At 41.8% G+C, this 12664-nt stretch carries 14 protein-coding genes; 10 read left to right on the top strand and 4 right to left on the bottom strand.

Going from position 1 to position 12664, the window contains the following annotated elements:
• The 10 genes from F8S12_RS09695 to F8S12_RS09740 all read left to right on the top strand — a co-directional run.
• Nucleotides 1-321, top strand: a 321-nt coding sequence (locus tag F8S12_RS09695; protein WP_196515888.1) for a transposase, incomplete at its 5' end; no start/stop codon positions are given.
• Nucleotides 322-354: 33 nt separating this feature from the next.
• The gene (locus F8S12_RS09700; protein WP_196516092.1) at nt 355-1005 is read left to right on the top strand and encodes a hypothetical protein; all 651 of its coding nucleotides are present in this window, start codon (nt 355-357) and stop codon (nt 1003-1005) included.
• 164 nt (nt 1006-1169) lie between these two features.
• Nucleotides 1170-1322 (top strand): hypothetical protein, encoded by a 153-nt coding sequence (locus F8S12_RS09705; protein WP_196516093.1) that lies wholly within the window; start codon nt 1170-1172, stop codon nt 1320-1322.
• A gap of 1479 nt (nt 1323-2801) precedes the next feature.
• Complete coding sequence (locus F8S12_RS09710) at nt 2802-3278, top strand: hypothetical protein (protein ID WP_196516094.1); 477 nt, start codon at nt 2802-2804, stop codon at nt 3276-3278.
• Nucleotides 3275-3856, top strand: a complete 582-nt coding sequence (locus tag F8S12_RS09715) for a siderophore biosynthesis protein (protein ID WP_196516095.1) — start codon at nt 3275-3277, stop codon at nt 3854-3856. Before F8S12_RS09710 ends, F8S12_RS09715 begins: the two co-directional genes overlap by 4 nt.
• Before the next feature lie 185 nt (nt 3857-4041).
• Nucleotides 4042-4713, top strand: coding sequence for a class I SAM-dependent methyltransferase (locus F8S12_RS09720; RefSeq protein ID WP_196516096.1), 672 nt, complete (start codon nt 4042-4044; stop codon nt 4711-4713).
• Nucleotides 4714-4823: 110 nt separating this feature from the next.
• Nucleotides 4824-5654, top strand: coding sequence for a cupin domain-containing protein (locus F8S12_RS09725; protein WP_230967912.1), 831 nt, complete (start codon nt 4824-4826; stop codon nt 5652-5654).
• 398 nt (nt 5655-6052) lie between these two features.
• Nucleotides 6053-7951: a ScyA-related TPP-binding enzyme gene (locus F8S12_RS09730; protein ID WP_230967913.1), complete on the top strand. Its 1899-nt coding sequence runs from the start codon at nt 6053-6055 to the stop codon at nt 7949-7951.
• A gap of 26 nt (nt 7952-7977) precedes the next feature.
• Nucleotides 7978-8991 carry a 3-oxoacyl-ACP synthase III family protein gene (locus F8S12_RS09735; RefSeq protein ID WP_196516097.1) on the top strand — a complete coding sequence of 338 codons (1014 nt, stop codon included), beginning with the start codon at nt 7978-7980 and terminating at the stop codon, nt 8989-8991.
• Between the two features lie 1057 nt (nt 8992-10048).
• Entirely contained in the window at nt 10049-10879 is an 831-nt protein-coding gene (locus tag F8S12_RS09740) for a caspase family protein (RefSeq protein WP_196516098.1), read from the top strand.
• Between the two features lie 93 nt (nt 10880-10972).
• Here the strand turns inward: F8S12_RS09740 and F8S12_RS09745 are convergent, their stop codons facing one another.
• From F8S12_RS09745 to F8S12_RS09760, 4 genes are all read right to left on the bottom strand, one after another.
• Nucleotides 10973-11110: a hypothetical protein gene (locus tag F8S12_RS09745; RefSeq protein WP_442946795.1), complete on the bottom strand. Its 138-nt coding sequence runs from the start codon at nt 11108-11110 to the stop codon at nt 10973-10975.
• A 181-nt stretch (nt 11111-11291) separates the two neighbouring features.
• The gene (locus F8S12_RS09750; RefSeq protein ID WP_196516099.1) at nt 11292-11765 is read right to left on the bottom strand and encodes a hypothetical protein; all 474 of its coding nucleotides are present in this window, start codon (nt 11763-11765) and stop codon (nt 11292-11294) included.
• 94 nt (nt 11766-11859) lie between these two features.
• On the bottom strand, nt 11860-12153 hold the full coding sequence (locus F8S12_RS09755) for a helix-turn-helix domain-containing protein (protein ID WP_196516100.1): 294 nt from the start codon (nt 12151-12153) through the stop codon (nt 11860-11862).
• The gene (locus F8S12_RS09760) at nt 12150-12500 is read right to left on the bottom strand and encodes a type II toxin-antitoxin system RelE/ParE family toxin (RefSeq protein ID WP_196516101.1); all 351 of its coding nucleotides are present in this window, start codon (nt 12498-12500) and stop codon (nt 12150-12152) included. Before F8S12_RS09760 ends, F8S12_RS09755 begins: the two co-directional genes overlap by 4 nt.
• Between the last annotated feature and the right edge of the window lie 164 nt (nt 12501-12664).

Below are 12664 nucleotides of genomic sequence, written 5' to 3' on the forward strand. Positions count from 1 at the left end.
ATGATATATATACCTGAAGAAAATGCACTAATTGGAATTAGCCAAACAGAATTTAAAACATTACATTCAATTCATTGGGGGATTGAATGCTACCACAGAGCGATTAAACAAGTATGTGGTATTGGTCGATTTATGGTGAGGACATCTGAGGCAATTAGAACTCACTTTTTTAGCGCAATTCGAGCTTTTACACAATTAGAATTAATGCGGGTAGAAGAGTTAATTGAAAATTGGTATGAACTCCAAAGAAATTTATCTCTTCAAGTAGCTCGTGACTTTATTTTAGAACACCTATCACAGAAGTTGGGATTTACTGCATAGTATCACTTTTCTGTCAATGCGTAAGTTCTAGATGTGTCTCCTGAAGGCGTAGGGATTCTTCAATATCGCAGTCGCAATGCCAATGTCAAATATTTTCAAAAGAATATAGGAATGCTAATGTTGGGCTATCGCAATGCCAGTTTTATTCTGGTTGAACGTGGCAGTCTTGCAAAAGCTGAAACTACAGATTTGGGAATGAATTGGCTGGTGCAACAGTTTGTGGAACATACTGCTGTTGGACTGTCAAAGGATAATTTTCATATAGTGACGGCAATACTAGCAGCAGGTCAAGGAAACTTTGATGGGCTGCGTCGTTTATCGCGCAAGTCTACTGATTCTGGTGTCGCTGCTGATTTAAAGTTATTTCAGCAAGTTCTGCCGTCGGTTCGTGAGGGCTACTGTCGGGCTTTGGTACGCTGGATTAAAAAAGTTGCCATCTTGGACGAAATTCTCATCTGTGGCGGTACGGCTGAGTTTGTGCGTACTGAGTTAACTGAACATTTTCAAAACGAAGGTATACCAATTGTTTGGAATGGCGACGTGCAATTACCCAAACAACTTGATACCCAAGGATTGGGTAACAGGGTGGCAGATGTCTGGACTTCCTATATTACTTATATCTTGATGTTGGACAAAAATTTTGGTTATGAGCGCAAACAGAATTTAGTGCCAGATTACAGATAAATCTGTGTATCGAAATTCAACGTTGCTACCGGAGGTTACGAAAAAATCAGGTTTTTGGCGCTCTGTACGCGGATGTTTAGTTTTTTATATCCTGGGCGATCGCTTTTACTGGTTTGTATTGGGCAGTAACGAAAAAACGAAATAACGATTTCGCTAAAGTCATTATGGCTTTGGAGTTTGGACTAGATAAGAGTGTTTACGGCTGTGTGTCTGTGCCATTTCCTGCGGCTAGCTCCCAAAGCAATAGCGCTCATGGGGGTAGCCCGAACCAGCGCCATCTACCGTTGAGCAACCAGAAATCAATCACTCAAGTTTGATTGCAGGTGAAGCATCTGTTGATTTTATGGATCAGCTGTTTGGTTGATTTTTACTCTCATTAGGTGAACCTGTAGCGGTTTATTGAGTTGGCTTCATCACTTGAATTGTCCGCGATTTTTGGCGCTTCTTGATTGAGCGAAGAACTAGAGAAGAATCGCCGCATTTTTCAGAGGGGTGAACTCTGAGGTGGCTTTTGTCGTAATTGTGTAGTTATTCAGTAGTATTTTTGATGGCTGTTGCTTCGGCTTCTACTTTTCAGTTTTGGCTCTCAAAAACTTTCCGCCAAAGATGGCGTACTGTGCGTCAGAAAAAGATGGATTACAGAGCTTAAAAGCTTTTAAGCGATTTTCAGGGTAATTGACCAATTATTGGGAAATAATGGTAGACTTCTAACAAGTCTTGGGAACTGTTCGGATTTATTGGGAATTTTTGAGCTAATGAGAATTTTGTGAGTGGATGATTTTTAAGGGGTAAAAAGGTAAGAAAAAATTGGAGATTTGGGAGATATTGGATAGATATTGGGAGATGTTGAATGTAGTTGGTGAGGGCGGGGAAAATGGATGTTTTTTCGAGGTTTTATCTCAAACGCACGAATTGAGTCAAATCAAGAAGCTAGTGCAAAAACTGTAATATTTATTGATAAATGTTTCAATAATCACGGTTTGGGCGGTTCATCTTGAGAGTAATTATCAATTAGATAGACAAAAAAAGGGTCAAAAACAGGGGTAAATTTTTTTGTGGATTTTGTTTCTTTCATGTTGAGTCTTGGTTCTGTTTCAAGGGGAATGCTCAACGTTCACTTTGTTTGTGAACAGCTACGATAGCAATGCGCGATCGCGTATAACAGTTATTCTCTCATTGAAAAATAAAAACTGGGATGTACCCGAACAATTTCATCACTAATTTTTTGTCACTAATTTAATGACTGGTTGCAGGTGGACAAGAAAGCTGTCGCAATTTGGTGAAGTTTAATCTCAAATGTAAAAAAATATAAATTTGTCTTTATTTTGCGTAAAACCATAAAAAATAACTGAGTAATACTTATAGCCCACCTTCCGCACCCTAACTGTCACAAAGGTGTTTTTACTGCTTTTTAGAATAAAACAAAGCTAGTTTATATACTTAATCTCCTTGTTTTAACTGAGATTAAAAATTATGCCAGCATAATTTTTAGCTTAAAACCTGTGAAAAGTTAAGTGATTACCGATTGTGACACTCTGGGTGCGGAATGTGGGTTATAGCATTTAAATTCCTATGCAACTGAGATAACTGATGTTTTCTTGGTCATAAGACTCATTGTTTGCAATGTTTTTGGAGAAATTTTAAGTTATGTTCATTGTCATTAAATTCGGCAATTAATCAGCCAAACTTGAGAGATTCAGCAACCCTTACTGTCTTATTAGTATGTAACATTAGCTCCCTTGTGGGTAGTCAGGCAGGGATTTTAGTAGATAAAAACCTTGAGTGAGGTAACTCTAGTGAACCACAAGATAGTTTCAGAGATTTTGATTTTGCTTCGACCTGACTACTTATTTAGGAGCTATCAAGTAAGTCAGTCCAAGGATAAAGTGTGTGCAGTGTTCAATTTGCTCCAGCAAGCTTTAGATGAAACTTCAGATCAACAGGCTCTAAGCACTGTTAACCAGGCAATAGAGATACTAGGCCCAGTGGAAGTCATTGAGACTGGGGACATTCTCCCCACTAATACTTCTCTAGAACAATGGGAAATCGATGATTTTGATCAGTTTTTCGCTTTAAAGCATGTGCTAGCTAAAGATTCAGTTGAATGTTTAGTTGCAAGTGTTTTAACCGCATATCGTGCTTTGCTTGAGCTAAATTGTAGCACCTCACTTGAATCAGCCAAATTAGAAGTAGAAAGTCAAAAAATGGGTTTTAAAAGCTGTGCAAACCTATTTGTTAGAGTCTTCAACCTAGGTTTAGAAGAAAGGATATGACTAATGTTGAGGCAATAGAAATCTGGAAAAAATCGCATTGGACATTTTCTGTTTATATCCAGTGCCTAATTATCTGCCTTGGTCGCTTTCAAATGGAGATAGAAGATGGAAATATAAATGGTGCTGGAATTGAGCTTGAAACTGCTGCAGAACTAATGCTTGCATCAGCAGCAGCAATGGAGCTTGCGGGAATTTTCACTAGGCACATATTTGAAGAAAATATTCGTCCGATGATGATGCCCCCTAACGTTAGATCCGAGGATTTTAGCGGACTTATGCACTGGGATCATACTTATCTGATGACTGTATTGAAGAAAATACAGCCTCTTTACAAGACACTGCCGGCTTCCCTCCAACCTCAGCACAACAAGTTTATCTCAGCCTATAAGGTTGTTTGTGCTTCCCACAAAGCTGTTTGTCAAAAATTTGGGGGTGATGAGGCAGGAAGCTTGCGAGCGCCCCAACATACAGCAGTAGATATGCTTGATAAATTCGAGCAGAACCGCTTGCGACTGATAGATCCAAATGGTCAATTAGCAGGTGGCTGTCCGTTCCATGTAAGTAAATCCTCAAAGTGAAAAGTGATGATTGAAATTCAGATTGACAAGACCATTTTTATTTCAACTTCTGATGATAGTTCGTAGTAGTGACTATTGTCAAAAACTAGGGCAACCTGCTAGATTTTCAAGCTCCGCTCAATCGTGCCGTTACAGATTTCGGCATACAAATGACCTTTTAGCAACACATTTAAGGAGATTTATCAATGCAAAGAGTTCTTGAACCAGAAGTGATGGATACGTCGGAAGAAGCTGTTGAATACGACGCGATGGACTTCACAGAAGTAAATACCGCATTTGCAAAACATGCTATTGATCTGAGTCCGCAATCCGGTCTCATTCTTGACGCAGGTACAGGTACTGCCCGCATTCCTATCTTAATTTGCCAGCAGTGTCCACAATTGCAGGTTATCGGCAGCGACCTGTCAAAAAATATGCTGCTCATTGGCTCAAAGAATGTCGAGCAGGCGGGTTTGCAAAAACAGATTTCTCTGGAATTAGCCGACTCCAAGCAGCTTCCTTATCAAGATGGCCAATTCGATATGGTCATCTCGAATAGTATCGTTCACCATTTGCCCGATCCACTGCCCTTCTTTCTGGAAATCAAGCGAGTGCTGAAGCCAAACGGAGCAATCTTCATCCGCGATTTAATTCGACCCGACGATGAAGCAACGATGAATGCCTTTGTTGAAAGTATTGGTACAGAGTCAGAGTACGACGAGCGCCAGAATATGTTACTACGAGATTCTCTCCATGCCGCCTTTAGACTCAATGAGGTGAATGAAATCGTGCAAAAGGCTGGTCTGGAAGGCGTGAAAGTTTATCAATCATCCGATCTCCATTGGACAGCGGAAAGGAAATACACAGAAATACATTGAGATTTATCTACCATTGCTTCAGTGTCTTCCGAATTTTATTAAAGTATACCTTGGCATGAATAGTGTCTGCCGCTAACTAGAAACTCATCAAATAGTCAGGATTGGAGATTATGGATAGAGGTTCACGTAAGTACATTTCTTTAAGAATTTTTCAATCAATGAAATCATCTGTATTTTGCGTCGCTAGTTCGCTCCTAGTTGCTTTGGCAATCAGCCCGAAAGCAGAAGCTCATGGAATGCGAATCCTGACAGGGGTTGACCTGCCCACCTTTATTGAGACGACAGGAATTGATGATTTCGTCGCACCGACACCAGAAACATTCTCAAATTATGAGTCGGTCTGGGTTGTGGGAATTGACCGAGCTACCTTTATCGCAACAGGCGAAGATACCGGGGGACGGTACTCGCTGGCGGAATTTTACGTTCCACCGCAGGCTGGGGCACCAGCGCACATCCACCGTCGGGAAAACGAGTGGTTCTACATCACTGATGGGGAATTGTCGTTCAAAATGGACGACCAAGTTATCAATGCAACCCCCGGAACCCTGATCTATGGGCCCAAAGACCACGCCCACACATTTATGAACCTCGGGACAGACCCGGCAACGATGCTGAACGTTTGGCTGCCATCGGGGATTGAAGAGTTCTTCAGGGAAATAGGTGATCCAGTAACACTGACAGACCCCTTTACTCCGCCTTTACCCCCTAACATACCAAAACTCCTAGCAGCCGCTCCCAAGTACGGATTAGAATTCCTTCCCCCAGGGAACAATCCTACACCAGTACCCGAACCTTCGGCTTCATTGGTCATCTTAGGATTTGCGGCTCTTGTTGCAATTTCTATCCGTAAAGGCCAACACAAACCACTTAGTAATACGGTGATTGTGGATACAACTTACTTAAATAAGACGGCTGAAGTGGCGGTAATGGCGCAGGTCTGAGTCCGCAATCTATAGACATTTCTAGCGTTGCTGATGCCTGGTAATGATTTGGTACAAGAGCCACGAAAGGAGATGCCGTGTCATTCCGTGGTTCAGCAACGCCCCAACAGTGGTTATCTTCCTTGTTGATACTCAATAAACTTCTTAACACACACGGTTGACTTCGCAAGAGATGACCGACGCATACTTTAATCTGCTGATTAGTTTATCTGATCTACACAGGGTAACAACTAGAGGTCTTGTCCCTGGAGTTTGAGCGCAAGTTTACCTTCTATGAAATAGCCCATTCACATAAGCCAATTCAGATGCGTGCCTAAATTCCTGGTTAACAAGCAGGAAAGAAGATTACCTCTGAGTAGGCGTATCAACCATGCAATTATCTTTCACCTAATTTTATTATGAACACTGAATTTCAGCATACGAACACGAAGATGTCTGAAAAATTGGAACAACCAACTTATGTTGAGTTAGCACCAGCCGATGCCACGCTTCTGGAACATCACTCTGCATCTTCCATTCTCTCCTCACCCACGTCAGCCTCACCTCACTTGCAAGAGGCGATTGTCCATCCAGGTTGCCCGTCAGGTATCTTGACTATCCTTAGCAATCGGCAACCTGGGACTGTTTCAGTCTCCGAAGCAGTGACCAAAATGCTAGTAGATATGGGAGTCAAGTATGCATTTGGAGTTTCAGGGGGCGGCATTGCACCGCTTTGGTCTGTTCTACTACATCAGATTGAGGTGCTTCACTTTCGCCATGAAACGGGAGCAGTTTTCGCAGCCATTGAGTCGTACTTTGCTAGTGGATGCCCTGCCGTAGTGTTAACCACGAGCGGACCTGGTATCACCAACACGCTCACCGGAATCTTGGGAGCGCGTTGGGATGGGGCAAAGATCATTCTCCTGTCGCCTTCTACCTCGGCATCACAGCGCGGACGGTGGGCATTTCAGGAAACTAGTGCGTACACGATGTCCAACATAGGTTTTTTTAACTCGGGGGCGTTGTTCCATTACGCCACGACTCTTGAGTACGGAGATGAACTTCCAGAAATATCTCGAAGGCTTGCACAGGGTTTGTCACGACCAGGCGGCTTTGTCGCTCATCTTAGTATCCCCAGGGCTATCCAGAGCAGTTTTATCGAGACATTGTTGCCACCGATCAATCCTGTTCAGACATCGCCAGCTGCTAGCGATGCAACGGTTTCGGAATGTGTCAAGTTGTTGTCTGAAGGATCGTTTGCGATCTGGGTTGGCTTCGGTGCGCGGGGTGCGGCGGCCGCAATCCGCGAGCTTGCTGAGAGGACAGGAGCTGCGGTGATGTGTTCGCCACGTGGTAAGGGCATCTTTCCTGAAGAACATCCTCAGTTCGTGGGTGTTACAGGCTTTGGTGGCCATTCTTCGGTTGTGGAATATATGCGGCAGCAGCGTCCTTTGCGCGTGCTGGTATTGGGAACGCGTCTGAGTGAGTTCACCTCGTTTTGGAATGCCGCTATGGTTCCTTCTCGGGGATTTGTGCATATTGATATCGACCCAGAGGTACCAGGAGTCGCATATCCATCCTCTGAGACGTTTTCTGTTCAATCTGACGTGGGATTGTTCGTAACTGCACTGCTAGAGCGCTTTCCGAAGCGTCCTAGTCAGCCAATAGCAGTAATGTTGCCTCAACCCAATCGCAATGTTCCCGTTCCACATAAGGACGGCTTGGTGCGGCCCGATGTGCTCATGGCTGCAATTCAGGATGTGATTGTTGAAAACAGCGATGCGGTGGTACTCACCGAGGCAGGCAACTCGTTTGCCTGGGGAACGCACACGCTACGATTCGCCACACCCGGCCGTTATCGGGTCAGCACCGGATTTGCAGCTATGGGTCATGCCGTTACGGGAGTTCTAGGTGCTGCCTTGGCACACAATGCCAAGGCAGTTGCTATCGTCGGGGATGGTGCCATGCTCATGAACAGTGAAGTGAGTACAGCTGTACAGTACCGGATTGCCGCCGTCTGGATTGTACTCAACGATGCTCGTTACAACATGTGTGAGCAGGGAATGGCGCTACAAGGGTTTAAGGGCGTGGAGTCGGAATTCCCGATCTCCAATACGGATTTTGTCATGCTTGCCCGCAGTATGGGAGCAGATGGCATCCGTGTTGAAAGGGAGTCTGATGTCCAGGCTGCGTTACAGAAAGCTATGACCTCTCCAGTCCCGTTCGTTGTTGACGTGGTTATTGATCCAACCCGACTGGCACCCATTGGAGCTCGTATTGAGGCTTTGATTTCGCAAGTAGCTACAGATTCTAAATAGATATACAAGTAGCGTGCTGGAGAAAAATGAAAGATTCAATTGGAATTATTGGGTTTGGATATTGCGTTCCCTCCCATATTCGGACTAATAGCGATCCGCTATTTAACAATATAAAAGCAACCGCTAATTCTCAGGGAATATCCGAAAAGAGCCTGTTTACAGGAACGAAGGAACGACGCTACTTAAAGCTAGGGGAAAGAGTAGAGGATTTAATGGTACAAGCTAGCCAGATGGCGATCGCTCACGCTGGGTTAAAACTTGAACAAATTAATCGTCTTTACGGCTATGCATCTGTTTCTGAGTTCATTACACCCAATGCCCTTTACAAAGTGCATGCAGACCTGAATTTGTCTACTCAAACTCTAGTAGTTCCGATTAATACTGATTTTGGTAACTTTTTGACAAGCATTATTCAGGCATGGGAGGCTATTGCTGCTGGTCACTGTGAGAATGCACTGGTCGTTTGTGGCGGTCACTGGACGAAGTATGTGGACTATACCAAAGGTCACTCACTCAGCATAGGAGACGGGGCAGGAGCTGTGATCATAAGTCGCAGCAGTAGCTTTACACTCCTTGATTACGAAGCAGAGACACTTAGCTATGAATATGGTGCTATGACGATGCAATGCCGCCCATCAATAAACAATGGTATTCATAGTATCATCCTAGATGAAAACAACCTGCCCATTCCAACTTATGACATTACACCTGAAGCAGGGATTCAATCATTCCTCACGTTAGGAATGGAAGGACCTCCGAGAATCATAAAATCCTTGCTGGAAAGACATGGTTTAACTGGCGACGACATTGCTTTAATCAGTCACCAAGCATCCCGCAAACTGATGGATAGCTGGAGTCAGGCTATCAAACCTCAAGAGTATTTCGATACACTTGAGCAATTTGGAAATATGCTTTTGGCTTCAATTCCGGTAACACTGGCCTACTATTTCAATAAGATAAGTGTCGAATACATTGTTCTTGCTGGACTGGGAGTAGGCTCTCATCAGACTGCTCTTTTGATTAAAGTTAATGGGACTTAAACAAAAATTAAGCCCAAATGTAGCCCGAAGTAAAATATGATTGATACTCCCCACCGCATAAGCGGATGGGGATTCAAAAGACAATCCAGAACCGGATTCTTAAAGGCGCTATCAAATCGCCGCTACTTGTAGCGACCTGCAATTATAAATCACCCAACCTGCAATCATCGTTGTTTTCAGCCAGGATTATTTGCAACTATAATTTCATTTGAACCAGGATTAAATGCAACTGAGCCAGGATTAAATGCAACCAGCCTGCAATCATCCGTTTCGACCAGGATTAATTGCAAATAAGCTCAAAACTTTACTAGGACTGAGTTTTCAGTATTGACAGCAGTTGGTCAAAAAACTCATTTCAGAATTTGATAAATAAACTTTGAATTCTTTACCGAGTTTTTTTACTGGAAAACCAACGGTTTAACGTTCCAAAAGCCTTACCAATGTGGCAGTTAAGAAAACGTTCGTTTTTTTGACTTTTATAGTTGCATTTAATCCTGGCTCAAAGTGATGATTGCAGGTTGGTTGCATTTAATCCTGGCTCAGTTGCATTTAATCCTGGCTGAAGCGCAATTATAGTTGCATTTAATCCTGGTTTGTAAATGTCTTGATTGCAGGTTTGAGCGATTAGTATTGCAGGTCGTTACAGTTAGCGGTAGAGCTTATTTGGAATACTTCAACGGCTCAGTACAAGACCTTAAATGTTTTGTAAAGTCGCCCTCCCTCTTCCAGGTGACATCCCAATTACGTAATTTTATATCTGGACAAAAAGCTACAAAAAATACAGAACCTGTTGTTAGTCCAAATTTCAAACCACTAAAATAGCTAAAACTAGTCAATACTAATATTTTTGGTGATTAAAAGCTTTAAACTTATCTAAGTGGATGTAATTAAAAATTATTGCCGCAAACTGCAACTCGTGTTAAATAAGAAAATGCTGGCTATGATTGTAGTCAATAACACCTCGCCAAGAAAAAATGTTCGTAGTAAGGACTTTAGTCCTGCCTTTGGGGACTGAAGTCCCCACTACAAACTGTTGATCGCATTCCTCACCCACTGTATGACAAACCAAACTTTTACCAACGGTTATGCATTACTCATTGGCGTAGGTGCTGATTTACCAGTCACAGTCAAAGATGCTACGGCTATACAAGATATACTGATTGATAGCGATCGCGCCGCCTATTCACCAGAAAAGGTCACACTTCTTACCGAAACCTCTGCAACTCGGCAAAATATCCTCGCAGCTTTTGACCAAATTATCGCCCAGGTCAATCAAAATCCTGATGCAACTGTGATTATTTACTACTCTGGTCACGGTGGACGCATCCAGCGCACCAATGAATACTTCCTTGTACCGTTCGGTTATGACCCCAGTCAACGCGCAGACACAGCTATCTCAGGTGTAGAATTTACCCAAAAAATTGAGGCAATTACAGCGCGTAAACTCGTAGTTTTATTAGATTGCTGTCATGCAAGTGGTGTTCCAGCTTTGAAGGAGCCAGGGGAAACATTTGTTAAATCACCCTTACCGCCGGAACTGTTAAATGTGCTAGGAGCGGGAAGTGGTCGAGTTGTGGTTGCTTCCTCACGAGAAGACGAATATTCTTACACGGGTCAACCCTACAGTGCTTTCACAGATTGCTTGTTGGAAGCTTTGCAAGGTAAAGCGGCGGTGAATAAAGATGGATATGCACGTATTCTTGATATTCTAGTTTACTTGTTTGACCAAGTACCCAAAAGAGCATCAGGGCCGCAGCACCCGTTTGTAAATAAAGTGCTGGATTTGGGCGATAACTTTCCCCTTTGTTATTGGGGTACAAGTATCATCGGAACAGAAAACCGGGATAAGAAGCATTACATGAATACTACAAAAAATTTTAGGTGCTGAAACTCTTGATTTATCGTTAGGCAGTAGTTAGTGATTTGAAAAGTGAGCTACTACAACTTTCAAAAAAATCCTTACGCAATAAGGCTTTTAAGCTTAACCCAGTTTTCTGTTCCATTGATACTCACACCCCAACAAAGCGCGATCGCGGTCATTGTCTAAGCCATCACTAAAAATTAGCTGTATCTCTGACTGTGTTAGAACCTTAGCGCGTCCATGCCGATTTATTTTCACATTTCACTGCCACACAGTTGTACTGATATTTTTAGGCTACAACAGTGAGAAGCTTTTATATTTAATCTATTGCTTTGTTGCTACATATTGTTTATGAATAGCTACGTGCTATTAAATTATTTCTTGAGATTTTGTATAACTAAATACATAGCCTTTAATATATTTCGACACAAGCCGTTATCTACTCTGATTTTTTATTGATGGTTTCCTCAATATCTAAAAGCCATTCAAACATACTATTAGATAGTGTATCTAATACAAAACTTCTGTAGAACTCATCAATCATAAAAAGAATGAAGTCAGAATCTTTATTAATAATATATTTTGCAAATTTTACACTTACTTCTTGTTGTCTTTGGAATTCATCATCTTCATCATCTTTTTTTAAAGTTTCGGCTCTTTTAACAAAAGATTGATGAGTTTGCGGATATTGCGCTTTCAAATAAATACTTAAATTTTTAGGATGTCCGGTAATACCTTTTAAACTAGAACCATGAATATTAGAAACTATTTTTAATGCTGTTTTTACCGAAGAAATATCTAATACTTTATAACCTAAAAATTCTGCTATGCAACTGAAACAATTAGCTAATTCCCAACCAAAATTACCATATTCTTCCTTGATTATCAATTCAAAATCTTTTGGTAATGACATTCCTATTACTCCTGTTTTTAAGACATTCTAAGAGGCAAAATTTAACCCATCTCATCAGAGATGGGTTAAGAAGATAGGTGATGTTGAATTATGCCTACATTGCATCCACCAATTCAAAACGTATCCGTTTACCAACCACTCTGGCAGCACGATCAATGGTGTCTAAGGATACAGATGCGTTATTTGGGTCTAACAGCCGATCAAGAGAGGCTCTGCTAGTTTTCATCTCCTTTGCCATTGCTGTCTTATTCAATTTTTTTTCTTCCATTGCTTTGCTAATCTGCCATGCAATAACACGTTTAGCAGCAATCAAGTTAATTTCTTCAAGTGTCCCTTCTTCTTCAAGAAGGTCATCAAGAGACGAACCGATATATGGATTTTTGCTCATCCTTGTGCCTCTAGTTTTCTCTTGCGTTCTAAAGCTAACTCCAATTCTTTTTGTGGAGTTTTCGGGGTTTTTTTGATAAACCCATTGAGAAGAATCATTTTTTCGCCATAAATACAAAACAAGACACGAGCTATTCTACCTTGAGGTAAATTTGTACGTACTTCAAATAGCCCTTTACCCATTGGACGGGAAGTTGGCATCCCAATTGGCCATCCAATCTCTACTGTTTTAATGTCAGCACCAATTAATTTTCGATCTTCTTTGTCTAAATCTTTTAACCATTTACGAACGGGTTCTGTACCATTTTCGTTTTGATAGAACTGTGCAGGAATTCGTTTTTCTTCCATTTATGTATCAAATTTGTCTAGAAACACATAGACCTTTAAAAGCACATATTGTAGCTTTACAGAGCTATGTTTAATTAGATAAATTTGACATCATACTACTCTTGTACCTTTTTTGGTACTAATAGTCAACAGTAGACGTAAGTTACTTTTTCACCCTTCCCAAC

The organism is Nostoc sp. WHI (assembly GCF_015714725.1).
In the GTDB taxonomy this organism is placed as follows: domain Bacteria; phylum Cyanobacteriota; class Cyanobacteriia; order Cyanobacteriales; family Nostocaceae; genus Nostoc.

Coding starts and splice junctions, on each gene's coding strand:
- F8S12_RS09705 (WP_196516093.1), top strand. CDS start 1,170: ATGGCTTTGGAGTTTGGACTAGATAAGAGTGTTTACGGCTGTGTGTCT.
- F8S12_RS09715 (WP_196516095.1), top strand. CDS start 3,275: ATGACTAATGTTGAGGCAATAGAAATCTGGAAAAAATCGCATTGGACA.
- F8S12_RS09720 (WP_196516096.1), top strand. CDS start 4,042: ATGCAAAGAGTTCTTGAACCAGAAGTGATGGATACGTCGGAAGAAGCT.
- F8S12_RS09725 (WP_230967912.1), top strand. CDS start 4,824: ATGGATAGAGGTTCACGTAAGTACATTTCTTTAAGAATTTTTCAATCA.
- F8S12_RS09730 (WP_230967913.1), top strand. CDS start 6,053: ATGAACACTGAATTTCAGCATACGAACACGAAGATGTCTGAAAAATTG.
- F8S12_RS09735 (WP_196516097.1), top strand. CDS start 7,978: ATGAAAGATTCAATTGGAATTATTGGGTTTGGATATTGCGTTCCCTCC.
- F8S12_RS09740 (WP_196516098.1), top strand. CDS start 10,049: ATGACAAACCAAACTTTTACCAACGGTTATGCATTACTCATTGGCGTA.
- F8S12_RS09750 (WP_196516099.1), bottom strand. CDS start 11,765: ATGTCATTACCAAAAGATTTTGAATTGATAATCAAGGAAGAATATGGT.
- F8S12_RS09755 (WP_196516100.1), bottom strand. CDS start 12,153: ATGAGCAAAAATCCATATATCGGTTCGTCTCTTGATGACCTTCTTGAA.
- F8S12_RS09760 (WP_196516101.1), bottom strand. CDS start 12,500: ATGGAAGAAAAACGAATTCCTGCACAGTTCTATCAAAACGAAAATGGT.